Raw genomic sequence first — 21,216 nt, forward strand, 5'->3', positions numbered from 1 at the left:
GACCGGGTCAAGACACCGCGGGCACCGTCACGTGCGGGACGTCGCCGAGCCGGGCGAAGTCGGCGCTGATGTCACCGGCGGTCTGCAGCAGCAGCGGCAGGTGGTGCTCCAGCAGCCGGTCGACGGGCGTCTCCGCGGCGTGGCAGTTGACGTTGACGCCGGCGACCACCCGGCCGGACCCGTCGCGCAGCGGCGCGGCCACCGACCGGATGCCCAGCGCGAGCTGCTCGTCGGTCAGCGCCCAGCCGCGGGCCCGGACCTCGCGCAGCTCGGCGTCGCGCTCGGCCCGGTCCGGCTGCCAGCGCGGCACCAGCCCCGACCGGGTCGGCTGCGCCAGCACCGCCTCCAGCTCGTCCGGCGGCAGGGCCGCGAGCTGCACCTTGCCCAGCGACGTCGGCAGCGCCGGGAAGCGGGTGCCGATCTGCACGGTGAGCCCCACGATCTTCGGCACCGCCACGCGGGCCACGTAGACGATGTCCGAGCCGTCGAGCTGGGCGATCGAACACGACTCGCCGGTGCGGGCCACCAGGCGCTCCAGGTGCGGCCGGGCGACGTCCCACAGGCCCATCGACCGCACGTAGGCGACGCCGAGGTCGAGCACGCGCGGGGTCAGCGCGTAGCCGCGGCCGTCGGTGCGGACGTAGCCGAGCTCTTCCAGCGTGAGCAGGATCCGGCGGGCGGTCGGGCGGGCCAGCCCGGTGGCGCCGGCCACCTCGGCCAGCGTCATCTCCGGCCGGTGCGGCCGGAACGCCGTGATCACCTCGAGCCCGCGCGCCAGCGCTTCGATGAAGTCGGGACCCGTTCCCTCGCGTGGCATGCGCGACCTCCTCCTGCAGTGGTCCTCCGCGGCAGCGTAGCGGCGGGGATTGACACCGGCGCGGCACTGGGCAAGGGTGACTGCGCCCCTGAAGTGTCCGCAGGACGGACGAGTGTACGCAAATGGAGGCAGCGATGACGCAGCCCACCGACGGTCCGGTCGTCCTGCGGGGCGGCACGGTGCTGACCCTCGACGACGCCCGCCGCGTGCTCGCCGGGGAAGACGTCCTCGTCGAAGGCGACCGGATCACCGCGATCGGCCCGGCGCTGGAGGTGCCGCCGGGCACGACCGAGATCGACGCCACCGGCGGGATCGTCCTGCCCGGGATGATCGACACGCACCGGCACCTGTGGCAGACCGCCATGCGCGGCTACGGTGCCGACTGGACGCTCACCCAGTACTTCGTCTGGTACTACCTCGAGTGGGGCAAGGTGTTCCGCCCCGAGGACATCTACGCCGGCAACCTGCTCGGCGCGCTCGAGGCCCTGGAAGCCGGGGTCACCACGACCGTCGACTGGTCACACGGCCTGCAGACCACCCAGCACGCCGACGCCGCGGCCGACGCGCTGCAGGCCGTGCCCGGCCGGTTCGTCCTGGCCTACGGCAACATCCAGGACGCGCCGGCGACCTGGACCGGCACCCGCGAGTTCCGCGACTTCGTCTCCCGCCGCGTCACCGGCGACGACCTGCTCGGCTTCCAGCTCGCCTTCGACGTCACCGGCGACCCGGCGTTCCCGGAGAAACCGGCGTTCGAAGTGGCCAGGGAGCTCGGCGTGCCGGTGACCACGCACGCCGGCGTCTGGGGCGCCACCGGCGACGACAGCATCCGCCTGATGCACGACCACGGGTTCATGACGCCGGAGACGATCTACGTCCACGGCGCGTCGCTGTCGGCGGATTCCTACCACCGGATCGCCGCGACGGGCGGCTCGGTGTCGGTCTCGACGGAGAGCGAGCAGAGCGCCGGCCAGGGCTACCCGCCCACCTGGGCCCTGCGGAAGCACGGCATCCCGGTGTCCCTGTCGATGGACACGTCGGTGTGGTGGAGCGGCGACCTGTTCTCGGCGATGCGGGCGACGCTGGGCGCCGACCGGTCCCGCGAGCACCTGGAGGCGCACGCCAAGGGCGAAACGGTCACGCACGCGGCGCTGCGGGCCGAGCAGGTGGTGGAGTGGGCCACCCGCGGCGGCGCGCAGGCACTGGGGCGCCTGGACCTCGGCAGCCTCGAGGTCGGCAAGAAGGCCGACGTGGTGCTGCTGAAGAACGACGGCTCACCGGCGTCGTTCCCGCTGCTGAACCCCTACGGCCACGTGGCGTTCCAGGCCCAGCGCGGCGACGTCCACACCGTGCTGGTCAACGGCCGCGTCGTCAAACGCGACGGCAAGCTGGTCGGCGTCGACCTGCCCGCCGTCCGGCGCCGCGTCGAGGAGACGGTGGAGCACCTGCGCGCGCAGCTGGGCGAGGAGGCGTGGCGGCAGGGGATGAACCCGGACGTCCCGGAAACGAAGATCCTCGACAACCCCTACACCTACACCGACTACCAGAGCGACAGCACCCACGGCGGCTGAGCTACCGTTCCGGCCGTGGTTCAGGTCTTCGTCCAGCCCGCCTACGGCACCCCCGACGCCCGCCGGTACGGATCGGAGTCCCTCGAGCGGACCGTGCCCTTCCGCGAGTACGCCGACCTCCTCGACCCCGCGGACCTCGCCCGCCTCGACGCCCTGCACCCGGGCGGGCGGGCCCGGTTCTGGGGCGCCAAGGACAAGTACGACCGCCGGATGGACACCGTGACCACCGGCGACGTCGTCCTCTTCACCGGGCGCAAGCACGTCCAGGCCACCGCGGAGGTGGGGCACGGGTTCCGCAACCCGGCGTTCGCCCGCCGCCTGTGGAACCCCGGCCCGGGGAAATGCCTGTTCAGCAACGTCTACAGCCTGCGGCGCTACCGGCGCGTCGAGATGCCCTACGAAGAGATCTGGGCGCTGCCCGGCTTCACCGCCGGCGACCACTTCATGGGCCTGCGGTTCCTCGACCAGGCCAAGTCCGCCGCCGTGCTGGCCCTGCTCGGCGCCGAATCCGGGCACTGAGCGAGCCGGGTCCGCGCGGTGCGGGCCCGGCTCGCTCACCCTCGGCTTCGGCCGCGCGTCAGCCCTGGTCGTAGTCGAAGTAGTGGTGCACGTCGTGGTCGACGGTCCAGTCGTCCACGTCGTCGCCGGTGGCGTCGGCCACCGCGGTGACCGAGTGCGCCTCGGCGCCGTCCACGCCCGCCGCCGTGTACCAGGAGTGGTGACCGGCGTAGTCCGGCACGGCCACCGAGTGCGCACCCTCCGACGATGCGCCGTACGGGCCGGCCGTCAGCTTCTCCGCCTCGTAGGTGGCGTGGTGCTCGCCCGCGTGGCTCACGACGTGCGCCGAAGACGCGCCGTCCACCCCCGCCGAGTGCGACTCGGCGGCGTAACCGGCGTCATCGGCGTCGTGGGCCTCGTACACCGGGTGCGCGGGCGCGGCGGGCGCCTCGTCCATGACCGGGTCGGGGTGGCCCACGACGTGGTGGGGCCCGGCCACGGCCGGACCGTCGTAGTCGTCCGAGTCGTAGCCGTCGCAGTCGTCGTTGTCGTCCCAGTCGTGCACCGCGTGGTGCCAGGCGTGGTTCCAGCCGTGGTCGCCGGACTCGCCGGAGTGCGTCACGGCGGCGCCGCCGATGCCGGCCACCGCGGTCTCCGTATCGGACCAGTGGTGACCCCACCCGTCCGAACCTTCCTCGGTGTCGGTCGTGCCGGCGCCGCCGATGCCGGCCCAGCTGCCGGAGCTTTCGGCGCTCCAGGAGTCGTCCGGCCAGCTGGGCTGGCCGGCGGTCGCGGGACAGGCGATGACGAGGGAAAGCGGCAGCGCGAAAGCGCCGGCGACTGCCAGTCGTCGCAATGCAGACATGATTTCTCGGGGTTCCTTCCTGAGTGCGACACCCGGGTGAATTCGGGGCCCGGGACGTCGGGGCAGAAGTTCTGTCCGCTCTGCACGCTACCGCCCCATCCGGGCCTCTGACCTGCGCAAATACCCGATCGGTGCGCGGGAACCGCCGAGCGGAGGACAACTCCGGAATGCGGTCGGACAAGCTTAGGCCGCCGCCGGGGAAGAGGCCGGAACGAATGGCACGAAATCACACGCTCGGGTAGTTCTCCGTTTAAGGGGAAAGAATCGTGGTCCGGGATTCAGGGGGCCGCGGCCACGCGCGGGCGCCGCGTGCCGATGATCTCGGACGACGCCGTGACGGACCGCCCGCGCCGGGCCACCGCCGTCCGGGGCCGGGCACTGGCCGGTCACTCGATCGATATCCGCCGAACGGCGAGAATTCCGGTCGAATACCGACGTCGCGCCACGATAACGGTGTATTCGATCAATTGTTCCCACGGGTTTCACGGTCGTGGAGTAATCACCGAAATGTTCGCGAGTTGGTATAACCGAAAAGTTACTTAAACGACTCGTTCGGCCCAAGCCGTTTCTCGATGAACTGCGTAGATTTCACGGCATGTCGCGCATGAATTCGATCCTGGCCATTGTCCTGCTGGCCACGGTGGTCGTGGTCCCCGGTCCGGCGGCGGCCGTGGATACGGTTACGCCCGGGCCGGTGTGCGATCACCAGCCGGCGCTGAACGTGACGGCTCCCGCCGGCGCCGTCTCCGTCGACGCCGCGGTGCCCGGCGACCTCTACCACAAGTCGCAGGAGTCGCCGCCGGGAACGACGTTCTGGCTGCCGCCGGGGAAGCACACGCTGGCCGCGGACCCGTTCGGGCAGGTCATCCCCAAGGACGGCGACGTCTACCTCGGCGCACCCGGCGCGGTGCTGGACGGGCAGGGCATCAACCGGGCGGCCTTCACCCAGCAGGCGAAGGACGTCGTGATCCGCGGCCTGACAATCCAGAACTTCGTCGCCCCGCAGGACCAGGGCGTGGTCAACCACGATTCCGGCGCGCATTGGATCATCGAAAACACCACCGTGCAGAACAACTCGGGCGCCGGGCTGATGGCCGGTGCGCGGCAGGAAGTGCGGCACAGCTGCCTGCGGAACAACGGGCAATACGGCATGAACGCCTACCGTTCGGACAGCGGCATCACCGCGCTGATCATCGAAGGCAACGAAATCTCGGGCAACAACACCGACGACTGGGAAACGCGCAGCCCCGGCTGCGGGTGCAGCGGCGGAATCAAGTTCTGGGTCGTCGACAAGGCCGACGTCCGCGGCAACTGGATCCACCACAACCACGGCGCCGGGCTCTGGGCCGACACCGACAACAACGACTTCCTCGTCGAGAACAACCTCATCGAGGACAACGACGCCGAGGCGCTGTTCTACGAAATCAGCTACAACCTGGTGTTCCGCGACAACGTCCTGCGGCGCAACAGCCTGGTGGCCGGCAAGCGCCGGTCCGACCGCGGCGACAACTTCCCGGTGGCGAGCGTCTACCTGTCGGAGTCGGGCGGCGAGCCGCGGGTGCCCGCCCGGACCCACCTGATCGACATCTACGACAACACCTTCGAGGACAACTGGTCCGGGATCACCGCCTGGGAGAACGCCGACCGGTTCTGCAACAGCCCGGCCAACACCTCGATCAACACGTGCACCAAGCTCGTCACCGACCGGACGCAGTGTTCCGCGCCCGGGATCGAGGACGAGCCGCTGTACGACGACTGCCGCTGGAAGACCCAGCTCGTCGAAGTGCACGACAACACGTTCCGCTTCGACCCGGTCCGCGCCGGCTGCACGAACGGGATGTGCGGCAAGATGGCCCTGCTGTCCAACTACGGAACGTATCCGTCCTGGTCGCCCTACAAGGGCACGGTCGTCCAGGACGCCATCACCCACGACCAGGACAACTACTGGTTCAGCAACTCCTACTACGGGCCGTGGATGTTCGTGGCGGGGGACACCTCACGGATCCTGACCGCCGACCAGTGGCAGTCGACGCCGTGGGACCAGGACAACTGCGCGTCCTTCGACGACGTGATGCCGCGCTGCTGACCGGCAGTGTGTCCGGGCAGGGGTGACCGAACTCGCGAGAAGACAGACGGTGTTCGCCGGTGCTTATGCTGGCTGGTCCCGTTCTCTCGCGAAAGGTCCCCGCCATGGAACAGCCCGAGAGTCACGAAGCCGCGGCAACCGCCGATGGGGTGAACCGGCGCCGGCTCCTCGCCGGGGTCGGCGGCCTCCTCGCCGCCGGGGGAGCCGCGTCCCTGCTCGCGTCGCCCGCCGCGGCGGACCCCTCGACCCGGCCGGACCGCGACGGCCGGGTCGAGGCGCTGCTCGGGAAGATGACCCTCGAGGAGAAGCTCGGCCAGCTCCAGCTCGTCGGCACCGAAACCGCCGCGCGGGCCGCGCTGGCGACCGGGCAGCTCGGCGGCGTCTTTTCGGTCGTGGGAGCCGCGAAGCTCAACGCGCTGCAGCACATCGCCGTCGAACAGACCCGGCTGCGCATCCCGCTGATCTTCGGCCTCGACGTGATCCACGGGTACACCACGAACTTCCCGATCCCGCTGGCCCAGGGCGCCAGCTTCGACCCCGCGGTCGCGGCCACCGACGCGACGGTCGCCGCGAAGGAGGCCCGGCGCAGCGGGATCCACTGGACATACGCCCCGATGATGGACGTGACCCACGAACCGCGCTGGGGCCGCATCGCCGAGGGCTACGGCGAGGACCCGCACCTGGCGAGCCGCATGGCCGTCGCGAAAGTCCGCGGCTACCAGGGTGACGACTACTCGTCGCCGGACCGGCTCGCCGCCTGCGCCAAGCACTTCGTCGCCTACGGGGGAGCCGAAGGCGGCCGGGACTACAACACCGTCGACGTCTCGCTGCAGCGCCTGCACAACCTCTACCTGCCGCCGTTCAAAGCCAGCGTCGAAGCCGGCGTGGCCACCGTGATGGCGAGCTTCAACACGATCAGCGGGGTCCCCGCCCACGGCAACGGGTACGTCCTGCACGACGTGCTCAAGGGTGCCTACGGGTTCCGCGGGTTCGTCGTCAGCGACTACACCGGCGTCGAGGAGCTGATCCTGCACGGGCTCGCCGGGGACGGCGCCGACGCCGCGGCCGCCGCCCTGCCGGCCGGCGTCGACATGGAAATGGTCAGCACCAACTACGTCCGGTACGGCAGGCGGCTGCTGGCCGAGCACCGGATCACCCGCGACCAGATCGACGACGCCGTCCGCCGGATCCTGCTGGTCAAGGTCAAGCTCGGGCTGTTCGAGCACCCGTACGTCGACGAGTCCGGTGAGGTGAAAGCGCCTTCTCCGGCCGCGCTCGCCGCGTCCCGGCAGGCCGCCGGGCGGTGCATGGTGCTGCTCAAGAACGACGGGCCGGTGCTGCCGCTGGCGAAGTCGGTCCGCTCGGTGGCCGTCGTCGGGCCGCTCGGCGCGGCGACCTACGACCTCAACGGCACCTGGGCGGGACTCGGCACCGGCGCGTGGACGACCCCGCCGGTGACCGTGGCCGACGGGATCAAGGCCGCGGCGCCCGGCGCCACCGTGACGTTCACCGCCGGCTGCACCGTCGACGGCACCGACACGAGCGGGTTCGCCGCCGCGCAGCAGGCGGCCCGCGCGGCCGACGTGACCGTCGTCGTGGTCGGCGAAACCGCCGCCATGAGCGGCGAAGCGGCCGCGCGCAGCAATATCGACCTGCCCGGCGTGCAGCAGCAGCTGGTGGCCGCGACCAAGGAGACCGGGAAGCCGTTCGTGGTGGTCCTGGTCAACGGCCGTCCGCTGACGATCCCGTACCTGCACGACAACGCCCCGGCCGTCCTCGAAGCGTGGGCGCCGGGGGTGCAGGGCGGGCACGCGATCGCCGACGTCCTGTTCGGCGTGGTGAACCCGGGCGGCAAGCTGCCGGTGAGCTTCCCCCGCGCGGTCGGCCAGATCCCGATCTACTACAACCACGAGAACACCGGCCGGCCCGCCGACCCGGCCAACAAGTACACGTCGAAGTACCTCGACCTGGAGTCCGGCCCGCTCTACGAGTTCGGTCACGGCTTGTCGTACACGACGTTCCGCGTCGACGGCCTGCGCCTGTCGGCCACGCGGATGCCCGCGCGCGGCGGCCGGATCCAGGTCAGCGCCCAGGTGACCAACACCGGCGGCCGCGCGGGCGACGAGGTCGTCCAGCTGTACCTGCGGGATCCGGTCGCGAGCATCGTGCAGCCCGTCCGGCGGCTGCGTGGCTTCGAGCGGGTCACCCTGGCCGCGGGCGCGTCCGAAACGGTGTCGTTCACCCTCACCCCCGAAGACGTCGGTTTCTACGACAACGCCGCCAGGTTCCGCGTCGAGCCGGGCGAGATCGAGGTCTACGTCGGCACCAGCTCGGCGGCCACGCTGACCGCGCGCTTCACCGTCACCTGACCGGCTCCTTCACCAGGAGCATCGTCGCCGGCCCGAAGCCCGCACGCCGGTAGAACGGCCTCGAGCGCTCGCTCGGGGCCAGCACGATCCGCACCGCACCCTGCTCGTGGGCGTAGCCGATCGCCGCCTCGAGCAGGGTGGTGCCGATGCCTCGATCGCGGTGGCCGCCGCGGACGAAGGCGTTGCCCAGGTAGTACCAGAGCGACGGCGCCCGGCCCGGTTTCGGCATCCGGGTGAAGGTGACGAGGTTGACCATCCCGACCGGCTCCCGGCCGAGCTCGGCCAGGAAGATCACCCGGCGCCCGGCCTCGGCCGCGTACCACTCCGCGAAGCGGTCGTCGAAGCCGTCGTCGGCCACAGGGTGGCCGGCGTCCTCCTCGACCCAGGCGCGGCGCAGTGCGGCGATCCGCGCGGCGTCGTGCTCGTCGGTCCGTCGAATGGTCACGGTGTCGGGAGTGGTCGTCATGAGGTCATCTTCGGGGAAGTTCCGCCGCTGCCTCAACTTCCGGGGCCGCGTCAGCTTATGTTGACGCGACGGGTGCGTCAGCTTATGCTGACGACATGGAGAAGACACTCGACCTCGCCGCCGGAGCGGCCAACAGCGATCCGGACATCGGGCTGCGCGCCGTGGCGTCCCTGCGGATCCTGACCGAAGAACTGGAAACCCTCCAGGTCGACCGCGCCCGGGCACTGGGCTGGAGCTGGCAGGACATCGCGGCCCGGCTCGGCGTCACGAAGCAGACCGTCCACCGGAAGCACGGCCGCCGGAACAGAGGCCGGTCGTGAAGCGGGCGTTCGACGACGATGCCCGCCGGATCGTCGGCCGCGCCCAGCAGCAGGCCCGTGCGCTCGGCCACCGCGGAATCGGCTGCGAGCACCTGCTGTTCGCCGTCGCCGAGTCCGCGGACCCGGCCGGCGCGGTGCTGCGGGAGCACGGACTCACCCCCGCACACGTGAGTGAGCAGACCCGGCGGCTGCTGAGCGGCACCGCCACCGTCTTCGACACCCTCGACGGCGACGCGCTGGCCACCCTCGGAATCGACCTGCAGACCGTGCGCCGCACCGTCGAGGCCACCTTCGGCCCGGAAGCCCTGCGCCCGGTACGGCCCAGCCCGCGCCGGCGCTGGTACCGCCGGCGTCCCCGCCGGCCCGGCGGGCACCTGCCCGTCACCGGCCGCGCCCAGCGCTGCCTGGACGCGGCCGCGCACGAGGCGAAGCGCGCGGGCAGCACCGCCGTCGACGCGACGACTCTCGCCGTCGCGGTCGTCACCGCGGACGGCGGCCTGGTGCCCCGGATCGTGCGCAGCACCGGTGTCCCGGCGGAAGCCCTGCGCACGGCCATCCTGCGGCGAGCCCGCCATGCGGGCTGAGTCCGGTCGGCCGGTGCGGTGGCTGCGCCGGATCGCCGTGGCCGGGTGGGGGTTCAGCTGGTACACCGTCTACCGCGAGGTCTTCGTCTGGCACCACATGACGACCCGCCTGCGGTTCCGGCCACCCGATCTCCCGCCGGGCAGCACCGGACGGCCCCACCCGGGCCTGCCCCTGATCGCGGTGTGCGTGACGTCGGTGGCGGCACCCTTGGTCGTCCTGGCCGCCACGCTCGCACTGCACCACCGGCGGCGCGACGCCGGCTGATCACCCGGGCCCGGTCACCAGCTGACCGCGTCCCCATTACGGCTGAACATCACGCTCGGCTCGGTACCCCAAGCCGACTTTCGCCGTCCGCGGCGCTGTAATAGCTTCGGCCGGCGGCCTTCGGCCGCGTTGTCGAGAGGGGAGAGATCGACATGGGAATCGAACGGAGCCTGCGGAATTTCCTCGTCCGGACGCCGCTGGCCGAGAACCGGCTCGTCGGCGGCGCCTACGCGACCCTGAACCGCATCAGGTTCCGGCGCTCCTGGGACCGGCCCGTGGAGTTCCGCGGCGGCCGGTTCGTGATCGGCCGCGATCTCACCCTTTACCCATTCGTGCGGTCCGGCGGGTTCGAGGAGCGGGAACTGGACTGGCTGCTCCCGCGGATCGAACCCACCGACGTGGTGTGGGACGTCGGTGCCAACGTCGGGATCTACACCGTTCTGCTCGCCAAACGAGCCCGCCGGGTGGTGGCGTTCGAGCCGATCCCGGCCACGATGGCGCGGCTGCGCGCGAACATCGGCCTGAACGGCATCGGCAACGTCGAACCGGTCGAGGCCGCACTGGCGGACGAGGCCGGGCGCCGGTCGATGGCCGTCCTGGCCTCCGGCGCCGGCGGCTCCCACCTCGTGCGCGACGGTGGTGGCAGCCTCGAGGTGGCCGTCACGACAGGCGACCGCTACGCGGCCGAGCACGGCGCGCCCGACGTCGTCAAGGTCGACATCGAGAGCTTCGAACCGGAATTCGTCCGCGGTGCGCTCGCCGTGCTCCGCGATCGGCGACCGTTGCTGACCCTCGAAGTGAACCGGACTTCGATGGCGACAGCCGCCGAGCGCGAACGGTGGCAGGTGATGGCGAACGACCTGTTCGATTTGTACGGCGAGGCAGTCTGGTTCGGCCCTTCCGGACCGCCGGCGACCGTCCGGGGACTGACGCCGGACGACGTTCCGCTGCGGCCGTGCACATTGGCGTTCGGAAGGAATTGAGCGGCACGGCCATCGGCGGTAACGCATGGCGTGCAACGCAAACGGCCGATCGCGCTTCCCCGGACGACCGCCGAAAGCGTGATTTCCTCGACCTGAAAAATCGCCCCGAAGCGTGCCCTGCAGGGCGATTGACACCGAGCCCGTGCCCCTGATAACCGGGTGTGCCTCGCGGTGGTCCGGTCGTGTTGCACGCTTAGACTCATCGGCCGAATCATCAGTTGAAAATTTCTCGTTCTTTCCCGCGCGGCGGCGCGAAAAGAATCATGGTCTTTCCCGGTCATCGGGCTTGTGTTGACATCACTTCCAGAGATTGGAACACTGTGCGGCGGCGCCCGATGCGCCGTCACATCGGAGGGGTTGTCGGATCTACCGATCAAGGGGAGATCGGAAGTCGGCCGAACGGATCGGCCGTGGTCTCGCCTAACGACATGGTTGCCGAAGTCGCGCTTTTACATGGTCATATCCGGAGCCGTTACACGGGTGTGCCATGCCCATTTTCGCGCTGGCAGCCGCGCATTGTGTCAAGGTCGTTTTCCGGCCCCCTCGTCGTGCATTCATTGGGAGGAGAACATATGGGAATCCGTGCTTTGCGGCTGAAGACGTTCCTTGCCGTGGCCGGTTTGGTCGCCGGCGGCGCGCTGGTCGCGTCGGCGCCGATCGCGAACGCGGCGTCGACAGACGGTGTCGTGCAGTCCCCGCAGGTCGACCGGCAGACCCAGGGTCAGACGGAGAAGTTCTGGACGCCGGAGCGGCTGCGCAGCGCCAGACCCGTCGCGCAGGACGTCCCCAAGGTGGCCGCCCAGCCGCAGGCGGCCAACCCGGTGCTGACGCCGGGCGGTGACCAGTTCGGCAACGCGCAGGTGGCGCGGCCGTACACCTCGGACTTCAAGTCGCGGGTGACCGGCAAGGTCTTCTTCGTCAACCCCCGGGACAACCTGACGTACGTCTGTTCCGGCTCGGTGATCAACTCCACCGGCAAGAGCGTGGTCGCCACCGCGGCGCACTGCGTGTTCCAGGGCGGGGCCGGCCAGGCGATCTGGAGCTCGAACTTCATCTTCATCCCGTCGTACGACAACAACAGCCGCCCGCTGGGCACCTGGAACGCCGCGCAGTTCTGGATCCCGACGACGTACTTCAACCACGGCAACGACGGCTTCACCCACGAAGACGACGTGGCGACCGTGGCCATCGCCGCCCAGGGCGCGAACAAGATCACCAACGTGGTCGGCGGCCTCGGCTGGGTGTCGAACAACTCCGGCACGATCAACGGCTGGGACACCCACGGCTACCCGCAGGAGATGTACGGCGGCCAGAACCAGCTGCACTGCATCGGCAACGGCCGGGACGCGGGCGGCTTCAACGGCGACACCTACCTGTTCACCAACAACTGCGTCGCGTTCGGCGGGCACAGCGGCGGCCCGGTGATCAACGGCAGCAACCAGCTGCTCGCGGTCACCTCCGGCAGTGACCGGTCCACCAACTCGTTCTACGCGCGCACCGCGTCGAACACGTGGATCCCGGTGCTCAACGCCGCCCAGGCGGCCGGCTTCTGAGCGACATCGACACGATGACAGGTGTCCATTCCGGACACTAACGATCCGTGAAGGCCACTTTGCGGGACTCCGAGTCCCGCAAAGTGGCCTTCACGGACGTGCGGGTCCCGCCGCTGTCCGGTCGCACCCCGGATTCATCGGACGACCGGCGATTCCGGTCCGCCGGGTGGCGGGTGATTTCCCGTCGCCTGACGGATACCGCCTCAGGCGAGGGCCTGGCGGCGAAACTCCGCCGGGGTGACGCCGGCGGTGTTCTTGAAGACCTGGCCGAAGTGGGACGGGTCGGCGAAACCCCAGCGGGCGCCGATCGCGGCGACCGGGACGCTGCGGGCGGCCGGGTTCGCGAGGTCGCGTTTGCAGGCTTCCACGCGGCGGTGCCGGATCCACCCGGCCACCGTGTGGCCGCTGTCGCGGAACAGCGCGTGCAGGTGGCGCACGGAAACGAAGCAGGCGGCCGCGATGGTCTCGACGCGCAGGTCCGGATCGGACAGTCGTTCGTCGATGTAGGCCTGCACGGCCAGCCTGCGCCGGGTCCGGTCGTCGCGGCCGGCCGGGCCGGTGATGCCTGCCTGGGCGCGCAGCATGGTCGCCGTCATGTCGATCACGCTGCCCGCCAGCAGGATCCCGGCGGACTGGTGTGCCGGGGCCAGCGAGCCCAGGTTGAGGATCGTCGACCAGACCACGGGCGCGATGCCGTGCTCGGTGGAGAACGTGCGGGCCGCCAGCTCGGAGAAGGCCTCCGCGTCGTGGGCGCCCAGCGCCGCCTTGCGGAACCGCACGTTCACCGACCGGTAGCCGTCGCCGACGTCGAGGGTCAGCGGACGTTCCGAATCGTAGAGCGCGAACTCGCCGGCGCGGATGGTCGCGGAGCGGCCGCCCTGGGTGACCTGCTTGGCCCCGGCGAGCTGCAGGGTCAGCAGGAAGTAGGCGTCGGCGGCGCGCGTCAGGTCGTCGGGACGGCGGTGGACGGTGTGCCGGCGGCAGGCCACGCCGAACATGCCGAGGTCGCCCATCGACCGGTGGGTGATGGAACCGGCGAAGCTCCTCGAGGTGTCGAACTCGAAGCTGAAGTGGAGCGCCACGCCGGCGTTGACCTGCTGTTCCCAGACGCCCGGACCGACCTTGGCGGCGGAGCGCGGTACCGCGCTCCCGGTGGGCATCAGGATCGGCGAACCGGCCATGGTCGCTCCTGGGGGCACGTGGGCAACCCGGTCAGGGTACGCCGTGGTCCCGGCTGTGCACATCGGCGACATCGTCGTGCACATTCCGCCGATGCCCGCGGCGGCCCGCCGTTCGTAGCGTGGGGCCGGAAGTGGTCGCAGCTCGACGAGGAGACGCCCGCAATGGCCTACATCGAAGGTTCCCATCACATCACGCTGTCCGTCGGCCGGGCGCAGGAGGACGTCGACTTCCACGTCAAGGTGCTCGGCATGCGGTTCATCAAGCGCACCGTCCTCTTCGACGGTTCGGTGCCGATCTACCACCTGTACTACGCGAACGCGAACGGTGACCCGTCGAGCGTCGTCACGACCTTCCCCTGGGCGCAGGCCGGGCTGCACGGCAAGCGCGGCACCAACCAGAGCCGTGAGGTGCTGCTGTCGGTCCCCGAGGGGAGCCTCGACCACTGGCACCGGCGGCTGACCGAGCATGACGTCGAGGTCCGTGACCTGGAGGTCTTCGACCGGCGGCGGCTGGCGTTCGAGCACCCGTGCGGCATCGAGTACATGCTCGTGGCCAACGAGGGCGACGACCGCGTCGGCCACGCCGGCCACGGCGTTCCCCCGGAGTACGCGATCCACGGCCTGCACGGTCTCGGGGTGCACGTGACGACGCCCGACCGCACGGTGGAGTTCGCCAACGACACCTTCTACGCCCAGGACGGGCTCGCCGAAGAGGGCGACCGGATCGCCGTGCAGCTCGGGAAGCAGGCCCACGGCAACCACCTCGAGATCACGGTCAACCGCCGGGACGAGCAAGGGACGTGGCACTACGGGGCAGGCACCCACCACCACTTCGCCTGGAACGCCGACACCCTGCAGAACCAGGACGAGCTGAAGTTCGAGGTCGAGGGCCGCGGCTACACCGACATCTCGGAACTGAAGGACCGCAAGTACTTCAAGAGCGTCTACGTCCGGTCCCCGGCCGGTGCCTTGTTCGAACTGGCCGTCACCCACGCCGACGGCGGCTGGGACTGCGACGAATCACCGCACGAGCTGGGGCAGCGGTTCCAGCTCCCCGAGCAGTTCGAACACCGCCGCGACGAACTGCTCGCGGCGCTCGAGCCGATCGACGGCTGAGGCCGGGAGAGTGAATCCTCATCTCGGCCGGCCGGTCGTGACCTGGGGCCCGGCCGAGGCGTCCGTCGTGGTGCTCGCCGTGCACGGCCGCGGGCAGGAGCCCGGGTTCATGCGCGAGCTGGCCGAGCGGCTCGGCCCGCTGCCGGCGCGGTTCGTCGCGCCGGCAGCGGCGGACGGCAGCTGGTACCCCCTCCCGTTCCGGCAGCCGATCGCCGGGAACCAGCCCCACCTCGACAACGCGCTCGCCGCGATCGAGACCCGGATCGAAACGCTGCTCGACACCGGAACGGCCGCCGGCGACCTGGTGCTGCTGGGGTTCTCGCAGGGCGCCTGCCTGCTGGCGCACCTGCTGCTCACCCGGCCCCACCGGCTCGGCGCCGCGGTCTTGTTCACCGGCGGGTTCATCGGCCCCGACCCGATCAGCCCCCTCTCCGCCGAGGAGCTCGACGGCATGCCGGTGCTGCTGCGGAGCATCGAGGACGACCCGTGGGTCCCGGCCCACCGGGTCGCGGAGACCGGCCGTCTTTTCGAGGCCGCCGGAGCGCGGGTGGACCTGGCCATCGAACCGGGGAACGAGCACGTCGTGACCGACGAAGCCTGCGCCGCGGCCGCGGCTGTGATCGGCCGCCTCGGCTCGTGAGCGGCGACTGCCGACGGCTCGTGGGGTCGGTGCAAACGGCCGAGTTCACTGTCCGCAGTGCGTCCGGTGCTCGCGAGCCCGTGGCCGCCCGGTGCCTACTACGTTCGGTAGGATTGCCGCGAGCAGTTCGAAGCCGGAGGGGTGCCATGGGCAGGTTGGGGGAGCTGGAACGGGCCGTCATGGAGACCCTGTGGTCCTGCGACGACTGGGTGACCGTGCGGAAAGTCCACGAGGAGCTGGCCGATCGGGGGCTGGCTTACACCACGGTGATGACCGTGCTTTCCCGGCTGGCCGACAAGGGGTTCGTGCGCCGTGAGCGGGACGGGCGGGCCTGGCTGTATGCCGCGTCGGGCGGGCGTGAGCAGTACGTCGCCGAGCTGATGATGGACGCGCTCGGGCAGACCGGTGACCGTGGTGCGGCGCTGGTCAGGTTCGCCGGTTCGGTCTCCGAAGAGGAGGCCGAACTCCTGCGCAAAGCCCTGCCGCGGCGGCGGCGCGCGTGATCTACGCCCTGCACCACGGGATCGCCCTGGTGGTCGCGCTGGGAGTCGCGTGGTACCTGCTCGGTGCCCCCTGGACGCGCCGGCGGCCTCGGCTGGCGGTCGTGTTGTGGCAGGTCACCGCGCTGACGATCGTGGTGTCGTTCGGCGGCGGGCTCCTCGCGCTGGGACTGGCGCCGTACCGGCAGGGGATCGTTCCGGGGATGCGCTCGTTCGTCGCCGATCCCGGGAACCTGCCGCAGGTCCTCGCGGTCGCCGCCGGGCTGGCCGTCGGCGGCTGGCTGCTCGTCCACCAGGTCCGGTCGAGCGTCCGGGTGGCGCGGCAGCGCGCGCGGCACCGGGATCTGCTCGCCCTGGTGGCACGGGGAGACCGGGTCCTCGAACTCGACCACCCGGCTGTGGTGGCCTATTGCCTGCCCGGCCGCGACCCGCGGGTGGTGGTGAGCGCCGGCACGCGACGGCTGCTCAGCCGGGACGAACTCGATGCGGTGCTGGCGCACGAACAGGCGCATCTGCGGGAACGTCACCACCTCGTACTGTCCCCGTTCACCGCGCTCGCCCAGCTGTTCCCCCGCTGGCGGGCGCTGGGCAGGGTGACGGCGGCGGTGGGCCTGCTGACCGAGATGTGCGCCGACGACTACGCCGCGCGGCGCCACGGCAGCCAGCCGCTCATCGGTGCTCTGGAGAAGTTCCGCCTCTGCGGCGGCGGCGACGCCCCGGCCGGGACGATGGCCGCGGGCGGGACGCCGCTGCCCGACCGGATCGACCGCCTTCGCGACCGGCCCGCCACCGCGCGCCGTCTCGCCGCCGTGCTCGCCGTCGTGGCCGCCGGCACGCTGCTCGCGACCCCGCTCAGCCTCTTCGTCGTGCCTTTTTGAGCCGGTGAACCACCGGAGACAGCGGGCCGTCAGCCGACCCCGGCGTAGGAATGCAGGCCCGACACGGCCAGGTTGACGAAGAACAGGTTGAACAGCACCGCCACCAGCCCGACGAGGTTGACCCAGGCCGCGCGGCGTTTGCGCCAGCTGGGTGTCGAGCGGGCGTGCAGGTAGGCCGCGTAGCAGACCCAGGAGACGAAAGCCGCGGTCTCCTTCGGGTCCCAGGCCCAGTAGCGGCCCCACGCCGATTCGGCCCAGACCGCGCCGGTGATGATCGCGAAGGTCATGGTGGCGAAACCGAACACGCCGGTCCGGTACGCGAGCTTGTCGAGGAACTCCGGCGAGGGCAGCCGGGGCACCCGCGGCTCCCTGCCGGGCTCGGCCGCGTGCCTGGTGCTGACCAGGTGCAGGGCACTGGTGATGCCGGAGATCAGGAAGACGCCGCTCGCCATGATCGCGGCGGCCACGTGGATCAGGACCCAGTACGAGCGCAGGCTGGGCTGCACCGGCGCGGCTTCGGTGTAGAGCACGTTCCCCGCCAGGAACAGCAGCAACGAGATGGGCAGCAGCACGAAGACCGCCGCCGTGCGCACCGGGTGCTTCCGCAGCACGGACAACCAGCCGACAACGGCCACCAGACCGACCATGGACATGTACTCGTACATGTTGCCCCAGGGCACCCGCGACGTCGCCAGGCCACGCAGGAGCACCGAGCCCGCGTGCAGGACGGCGCCCAGCACGGTCAGTGCCACCGCGGTCCGGCCGCACCGTTCCGGGAACGACCGCCGGGTGGACGGCACCGGTCCGTAGCCGGGCGGGGGCGGGGCGCCGGTTCCGGACATGGCGGCTTCCCGGCGGCCGACCGGGTACCGCCCGACGGCGTACTCGGCGGCGGCCAGCAAGGCCGCGAGCATGTAGATGCCGTACGCGCTGATGAACAGCCAGTCGCTGAGCATGGCGAGGCCGGGCTCGAGGGGCATGGGTGACGCCTTCCGACGCAGGACGCGATCCGTCTCCGACGCACTGTAGTACTTCACGCTGTAGTAGTCGTCGGGAGGTCAGGCTGCGCCGGCCCACACCTGGGAAAGCCGCAGGGTCATCACCGGGACGGCCACCGCGCCGATGACGAGCACGCCGGGGCCCCAGCGGGTTCGTTCCGCCATCGCCCACGCGGTCGCCACCGGCAGGACGAACGGCAGGCCGATCAGGTACGCGCCGAACGTGAGGTGCTCGAACTCGCGCTCGGCGGTGAACAGGTTCACGATGCCGGCCGCGGCTTGGACCAGCAGGCCCAGTTCGATCAGGGTGAGCAGGCCGAGCAGTGCCCGGCTGTCGGGCCGGCACAGGTCCACCGGCCGGTTGAGGGCGATCAGCGCCAGTGCCCAGACGGCGGCGGCGAGGGCCGCGAAGGTCAGGGTGGTGGCCAGGGGCTCGATCATGCGGTCCTCGGTGTTTACTGCGCACTGTAGTATTACGCGACGTAGTAGACTGGATGCGCCGAATGGTTGTCAAGGCGGAAATCGGCGAGGAGAAGCTGGTCCCGCCGGGAGTAGCCGACAACCGATCTACTACATGGCGTAGCATTACGCGTTGTAGTAGACAGGATCCGCCCGGAAGCCGTGAGGAGCCGAAGATTCCCCGCGAGAACGCCTTGCCTGCGCTGTGTGCCACCGTGTTCGTCGACTTGCTCAGCTTCACCTTGGTGCTGCCGTCGCTTCCGTTCCGGGTCGGCGTTCTCGGCGGTGGCGGGATCTGGCTCGGCGTGCTGCTGACCAGCTATTCGGTGTCGCAAGCGGCCGCGGCGCCGGTACTGGGCCGGCTGGCCGACCGGCACGGGCGTCGGCGTCTCCTGTTGCTCAGCCTGGCCGGCACCGCGGTCTCGCTGGCTGTCATGGGTGCGGCCGGGACGTTGTGGGTTCTGCTGCCGGCGCGCGTCGTGGCCGGGATCTGCGGCGGCAGCATCGGGGTCGCGCAGGCCTTCGCCGCGGACCTGAGTGGCCCGCAACACCGGACGAAGGCGATGGGCCAGGTGGGCGCCGCGATCGGGCTGGCCTTCACCGCCGGTCCCGCGCTGGGCGCGCTCGCGGCGCCGCTCGGCTTCGACGTCACCGCGTACATCGCGGCGGCGCTGGCGGCCGGGAACCTGGTGCAGGCCTGGAAAACACTGCCGGCGGGACGGCCGCCGGCCACCGGGACCAAGGCGTCCCCGCGCCGGGTGATCGCGCCGTGGCCGCTGCTGGTCGCGGGTTTCGCCACCATGGCGGCCTTCGTCGGGATGGAGACGACACTGGCCTTCCTCGCCGCCGAGCGGTTCGGGGCCGGGCCCGGGTTCGTCGGGATTCTGCTGTGCCTGGCGGGAGCGGCGTTGTTCCTGGTGCAGGGCCTCCTGGTGGCGCGGGCGTCTCGTCGGTGGGGCGAGACGCGGGTCGCGCTGGCGGGCGCCGTGGCGATGGCCGCGGGCTTGGGTGTGCTTCCCTTCGCCCCGATGCCCTTCTTCGTGGTGGCGGTGGTGGTGCTGTCGGCGGGCGACGGCCTGGTCACCGCGACGGTGGCGAGCATGCTGGCGGGGGCGGGCCCGCCGGGGCAGCGCGGCGCGAGGATGGGGCAGGGGCAGTCGGTCGCGGCGACCGCGCGGGCGCTGGGACCGCTCGGCTCGGGCGTCCTGTTCGACGTCGGGGCGTGGCTTCCCTACGCGGTGGGGGCCGTCCTGTCCGCCGGGGTGGCCGTGGTGGTGAACCTGGGCCGGAACGCGGTGACGTCGGCGAGCGGATCGCGCGCCGAAACCACGGACCGCTCGAATTCGCAGCCCGGATCCCGCTGACGAAAACCCCATCCGGCTACGATTTCCGCAGATCCTGTCCGTCGTCGCGATGAGAGCCCATCGGTGACAGATCGGGTGTCCGGTCGGCGGGAGAGAGCAATTCGGCGTAGCGGCCGAGCAGGCGCTCGTCGATGTGGCGGTAGAACTGCGGCAAGGTCGCGGTCCGGCCTTCGTGGAAGGCCAGGAACTGGGGGTCCGTCCGCAGCATTCCCCGGATGCGCCGGAAGCTGGCGATGTCGGAGCGGAAACTCGCCGTGCGTGCCCGGTGTACGGACCCGATGAGGCGGGACGAGGTGGTCTGCAACCGCCGGCGCAGCATCTCGGGAGACGAGGCGTGGGTGTAGAGCTCGATGAGCTTCTCGTAGTAGGTGACCGGGTCGTAGTGCTTGATCGTGGTCACCAGGTAAGGCGCGTAGTAGAAGCTGAACGGCATGGTGGAGAGGATCCGTCCGCCGTCGGTCAGCTGGTCGTGCAGCGGGGTGCCGCCGAACGGCACCGGGATGTTGATCGTGGGGAACGCGAACGGGGCCAGGTCCATGAACCGTTTGGTCAACTCGACCGGTTCGTCGCCCTGGTCGGTGTCGAGTCCGAACATGAAGTTCGCCTGCAGGTAGGGCACGTTTTCCGCCAGCTGGGCGAAGTGCGCGGCGACCCGGTCGACCTTCCCGGCCCCGCCGGTCCGGCCGACACCGGCCTTGTTCGAGTAGTCGGTCCACGACTCGACACCCGGCGCGACCATGGCGCAGTTCGTTTCCTTCAGCCGCCGCGGCCGGTCACCGCGCAGCACGGTGAGCGAGCTTTCGATGATGTACGGCGGCCGTTCGCCGGGCGGCTGGGCCTCCAGCGTTTCGAAGACCTGGTCGAACTTCACCGCGAAGTTGGGGTCGTGGAACACGATGAGCCTGCCTGGCAGGTGCCGGGCGAGGTAGCGCAGGTCGGCCCGCAGCCGGTCGGCCGGGAGCGGGCGGTAGGTGCTGCTCCAGTCGATGCAGAAGTCGCACCGGTACGGGCAGCCCATGCTCGCGAGCATGGGCACCGCGGACAGCAGCAGCGGCTTGCGTCCCCAGAAGAAGGCCGACGCCCGGATTTCGGGCATCCGCTCCTCGACCGTCGGCACATCGTCGAACGGGCGGTCGGCCGAGATCACGGTGCCCGGGTCGAACTGGCCGGCCAGGATGTCGGTGATCAGCGCCGGATCGCACTCCCGGACGACCAGATCGAAGAAACGCAGGCAGTCCACCGGGAACGCCTTGGCGTGCGGGCCGCCGATCACCGTGCGGACACCGGCTCGGCTGTAGAGCTTCGCCAGCGCGTAGGCGAGGTGGCTGACCTGCGTGTAACAGGAGATGAACACCACGTCCAGGTCGGCGGGCAGCAGGCGGTGCGGCCTGCCGAGGCCGTAGTAGGTGGCGTAGAACGTCTCGTGGCCCTGCCTGCGGCACCACACCGAGATGGCCTGCGGCGTGATACTGGCGTACTGCTTGGTGATCAACAGCTGATAAGCGAAATCCACCGGACGCCGGATCGGCGGACCGAGAAGGTCGAGGATTCCGACTCTCATCGCGTGGCCCCCTCGGAATGCCGGCCAGGTGGGGCCGGAACGACGTTCGGCGGCAAAGCCGTCAGCGACGTTATCAGGGGCCGGAGTAAAAAGCGCAATTCCCGTGTCACAAGAATCGGGTGGACAGGAACCCCGCGGACGTGCT

Annotated in this window: 21 protein-coding genes; 14 read left to right on the top strand and 7 right to left on the bottom strand. The window is 70.6% G+C overall.

Translation table 11 applies throughout. From position 1 onward, the window contains the following. Positions 1-7 precede the first annotated feature (7 nt). Positions 8-817, bottom strand: a complete 810-nt coding sequence (locus CF165_RS08420) for an IclR family transcriptional regulator domain-containing protein (RefSeq protein ID WP_093946858.1) — start codon at positions 815-817, stop codon at positions 8-10. Between the two features lie 134 nt (positions 818-951). Here CF165_RS08420 and CF165_RS08425 point away from each other — a divergent pair, with 134 nt between their 5' ends. Both CF165_RS08425 and CF165_RS08430 read left to right on the top strand, forming a co-directional pair. After that, positions 952-2,385, top strand: a complete 1,434-nt coding sequence (locus CF165_RS08425; protein ID WP_093946859.1) for an amidohydrolase family protein — start codon at positions 952-954, stop codon at positions 2,383-2,385. Between the two features lie 15 nt (positions 2,386-2,400). Next, positions 2,401-2,904 carry a hypothetical protein gene (locus tag CF165_RS08430; protein WP_093946860.1) on the top strand — a complete coding sequence of 168 codons (504 nt, stop codon included), beginning with the start codon at positions 2,401-2,403 and terminating at the stop codon, positions 2,902-2,904. A 58-nt stretch (positions 2,905-2,962) separates the two neighbouring features. On the opposite strand, the gene CF165_RS08435 is transcribed toward CF165_RS08430, so the two are convergent. Then, positions 2,963-3,748: a hypothetical protein gene (locus CF165_RS08435; RefSeq protein WP_093946861.1), complete on the bottom strand. Its 786-nt coding sequence runs from the start codon at positions 3,746-3,748 to the stop codon at positions 2,963-2,965. 595 nt (positions 3,749-4,343) lie between these two features. Here CF165_RS08435 and CF165_RS08440 point away from each other — a divergent pair. Together CF165_RS08440 and CF165_RS08445 are read left to right on the top strand one after the other, a co-directional pair. Next, on the top strand, positions 4,344-5,834 hold the full coding sequence (locus CF165_RS08440; protein WP_093946862.1) for a right-handed parallel beta-helix repeat-containing protein: 1,491 nt from the start codon (positions 4,344-4,346) through the stop codon (positions 5,832-5,834). Positions 5,835-5,938: 104 nt separating this feature from the next. Then, complete coding sequence (locus CF165_RS08445; RefSeq protein ID WP_240521500.1) at positions 5,939-8,203, top strand: glycoside hydrolase family 3 N-terminal domain-containing protein; 2,265 nt, start codon at positions 5,939-5,941, stop codon at positions 8,201-8,203. Here CF165_RS08445 and CF165_RS08450 read toward each other — a convergent pair. Next, positions 8,196-8,669, bottom strand: a complete 474-nt coding sequence (locus CF165_RS08450) for a GNAT family N-acetyltransferase (RefSeq protein ID WP_093946863.1) — start codon at positions 8,667-8,669, stop codon at positions 8,196-8,198. The two genes, CF165_RS08445 and CF165_RS08450, sit on opposite strands and share 8 nt — an antisense overlap. A 95-nt stretch (positions 8,670-8,764) precedes the next feature. On the opposite strand from CF165_RS08450, the gene CF165_RS08455 reads away from it, so the two are divergent. From CF165_RS08455 to CF165_RS08475, 5 genes are all read left to right on the top strand, one after another. Continuing rightward, the gene (locus CF165_RS08455) at positions 8,765-8,989 is read left to right on the top strand and encodes a helix-turn-helix domain-containing protein (protein WP_093946864.1); all 225 of its coding nucleotides are present in this window, start codon (positions 8,765-8,767) and stop codon (positions 8,987-8,989) included. Next, entirely contained in the window at positions 8,986-9,573 is a 588-nt protein-coding gene (locus CF165_RS08460; RefSeq protein WP_143268478.1) for a Clp protease N-terminal domain-containing protein, read from the top strand. Before CF165_RS08455 ends, CF165_RS08460 begins: the two co-directional genes overlap by 4 nt. After that, positions 9,563-9,838 (top strand): hypothetical protein, encoded by a 276-nt coding sequence (locus tag CF165_RS08465; protein ID WP_093946866.1) that lies wholly within the window; start codon positions 9,563-9,565, stop codon positions 9,836-9,838. The genes CF165_RS08460 and CF165_RS08465 overlap by 11 nt, the downstream gene beginning before the upstream one ends. A gap of 152 nt (positions 9,839-9,990) precedes the next feature. Beyond that, positions 9,991-10,821 carry an FkbM family methyltransferase gene (locus CF165_RS08470; protein ID WP_093946867.1) on the top strand — a complete coding sequence of 277 codons (831 nt, stop codon included), beginning with the start codon at positions 9,991-9,993 and terminating at the stop codon, positions 10,819-10,821. Between the two features lie 572 nt (positions 10,822-11,393). Continuing rightward, a complete protein-coding gene (locus CF165_RS08475; protein WP_093946868.1) occupies positions 11,394-12,374 on the top strand; it encodes a trypsin-like serine peptidase in 981 nt (326 codons plus the stop codon). 203 nt (positions 12,375-12,577) lie between these two features. Here CF165_RS08475 and CF165_RS08480 read toward each other — a convergent pair whose 3' ends face one another. Continuing rightward, positions 12,578-13,555: a helix-turn-helix domain-containing protein gene (locus CF165_RS08480; RefSeq protein WP_158226744.1), complete on the bottom strand. Its 978-nt coding sequence runs from the start codon at positions 13,553-13,555 to the stop codon at positions 12,578-12,580. A 162-nt stretch (positions 13,556-13,717) separates the two neighbouring features. On the opposite strand from CF165_RS08480, the gene CF165_RS08485 reads away from it, so the two are divergent. The 4 genes from CF165_RS08485 to CF165_RS08500 all read left to right on the top strand — a co-directional run bounded on the left by CF165_RS08485 (position 13,718) and on the right by CF165_RS08500 (position 16,689). Next, the gene (locus CF165_RS08485; RefSeq protein ID WP_093947163.1) at positions 13,718-14,671 is read left to right on the top strand and encodes a VOC family protein; all 954 of its coding nucleotides are present in this window, start codon (positions 13,718-13,720) and stop codon (positions 14,669-14,671) included. A gap of 10 nt (positions 14,672-14,681) precedes the next feature. Then, on the top strand, positions 14,682-15,311 hold the full coding sequence (locus CF165_RS08490) for an alpha/beta hydrolase (RefSeq protein ID WP_093946870.1): 630 nt from the start codon (positions 14,682-14,684) through the stop codon (positions 15,309-15,311). A 146-nt stretch (positions 15,312-15,457) separates the two neighbouring features. Then, positions 15,458-15,814, top strand: a complete 357-nt coding sequence (locus CF165_RS08495; RefSeq protein ID WP_093946871.1) for a BlaI/MecI/CopY family transcriptional regulator — start codon at positions 15,458-15,460, stop codon at positions 15,812-15,814. Then, entirely contained in the window at positions 15,811-16,689 is an 879-nt protein-coding gene (locus tag CF165_RS08500) for a M56 family metallopeptidase (RefSeq protein WP_093946872.1), read from the top strand. Before CF165_RS08495 ends, CF165_RS08500 begins: the two co-directional genes overlap by 4 nt. Before the next feature lie 29 nt (positions 16,690-16,718). Here CF165_RS08500 and ccsB read toward each other — a convergent pair whose 3' ends face one another. Both ccsB and CF165_RS08510 read right to left on the bottom strand, forming a co-directional pair. Then, positions 16,719-17,669, bottom strand: a complete 951-nt coding sequence (gene ccsB / locus CF165_RS08505) for a c-type cytochrome biogenesis protein CcsB (protein ID WP_093946873.1) — start codon at positions 17,667-17,669, stop codon at positions 16,719-16,721. A gap of 78 nt (positions 17,670-17,747) precedes the next feature. After that, positions 17,748-18,128, bottom strand: coding sequence for a hypothetical protein (locus CF165_RS08510; protein WP_093946874.1), 381 nt, complete (start codon positions 18,126-18,128; stop codon positions 17,748-17,750). A 233-nt stretch (positions 18,129-18,361) separates the two neighbouring features. Here CF165_RS08510 and CF165_RS08515 point away from each other — a divergent pair, with 233 nt between their 5' ends. Beyond that, positions 18,362-19,510, top strand: a complete 1,149-nt coding sequence (locus tag CF165_RS08515) for an MFS transporter (protein ID WP_158226745.1) — start codon at positions 18,362-18,364, stop codon at positions 19,508-19,510. A 16-nt stretch (positions 19,511-19,526) separates the two neighbouring features. On the opposite strand, the gene CF165_RS08520 is transcribed toward CF165_RS08515, so the two are convergent. Then, positions 19,527-21,071, bottom strand: coding sequence for a B12-binding domain-containing radical SAM protein (locus tag CF165_RS08520; protein WP_093946876.1), 1,545 nt, complete (start codon positions 21,069-21,071; stop codon positions 19,527-19,529). Between the last annotated feature and the right edge of the window lie 145 nt (positions 21,072-21,216).

Source organism: Amycolatopsis vastitatis (assembly GCF_002234595.1).
Taxonomy (GTDB): Bacteria; Actinomycetota; Actinomycetes; order Mycobacteriales; family Pseudonocardiaceae; genus Amycolatopsis; species Amycolatopsis vastitatis.

Excerpts from the sequence above, each read along its gene's own strand:
- CF165_RS08470 (WP_093946867.1), top strand. The coding sequence starts at position 9,991 with ATGGGAATCGAACGGAGCCTGCGGAATTTCCTCGTCCGGACGCCGCTG.
- CF165_RS08495 (WP_093946871.1), top strand. The coding sequence starts at position 15,458 with ATGGGCAGGTTGGGGGAGCTGGAACGGGCCGTCATGGAGACCCTGTGG.
- CF165_RS08420 (WP_093946858.1), bottom strand. The coding sequence starts at position 817 with ATGCCACGCGAGGGAACGGGTCCCGACTTCATCGAAGCGCTGGCGCGC.
- CF165_RS08510 (WP_093946874.1), bottom strand. The coding sequence starts at position 18,128 with ATGATCGAGCCCCTGGCCACCACCCTGACCTTCGCGGCCCTCGCCGCC.
- CF165_RS08440 (WP_093946862.1), top strand. The coding sequence starts at position 4,344 with ATGTCGCGCATGAATTCGATCCTGGCCATTGTCCTGCTGGCCACGGTG.
- CF165_RS08425 (WP_093946859.1), top strand. The coding sequence starts at position 952 with ATGACGCAGCCCACCGACGGTCCGGTCGTCCTGCGGGGCGGCACGGTG.
- CF165_RS08445 (WP_240521500.1), top strand. The coding sequence starts at position 5,939 with ATGGAACAGCCCGAGAGTCACGAAGCCGCGGCAACCGCCGATGGGGTG.
- ccsB (WP_093946873.1), bottom strand. The coding sequence starts at position 17,669 with ATGCCCCTCGAGCCCGGCCTCGCCATGCTCAGCGACTGGCTGTTCATC.
- CF165_RS08480 (WP_158226744.1), bottom strand. The coding sequence starts at position 13,555 with ATGGCCGGTTCGCCGATCCTGATGCCCACCGGGAGCGCGGTACCGCGC.
- CF165_RS08455 (WP_093946864.1), top strand. The coding sequence starts at position 8,765 with ATGGAGAAGACACTCGACCTCGCCGCCGGAGCGGCCAACAGCGATCCG.
- CF165_RS08475 (WP_093946868.1), top strand. The coding sequence starts at position 11,394 with ATGGGAATCCGTGCTTTGCGGCTGAAGACGTTCCTTGCCGTGGCCGGT.
- CF165_RS08450 (WP_093946863.1), bottom strand. The coding sequence starts at position 8,669 with ATGACGACCACTCCCGACACCGTGACCATTCGACGGACCGACGAGCAC.
- CF165_RS08435 (WP_093946861.1), bottom strand. The coding sequence starts at position 3,748 with ATGTCTGCATTGCGACGACTGGCAGTCGCCGGCGCTTTCGCGCTGCCG.
- CF165_RS08485 (WP_093947163.1), top strand. The coding sequence starts at position 13,718 with ATGGCCTACATCGAAGGTTCCCATCACATCACGCTGTCCGTCGGCCGG.
- CF165_RS08465 (WP_093946866.1), top strand. The coding sequence starts at position 9,563 with ATGCGGGCTGAGTCCGGTCGGCCGGTGCGGTGGCTGCGCCGGATCGCC.
- CF165_RS08520 (WP_093946876.1), bottom strand. The coding sequence starts at position 21,071 with ATGAGAGTCGGAATCCTCGACCTTCTCGGTCCGCCGATCCGGCGTCCG.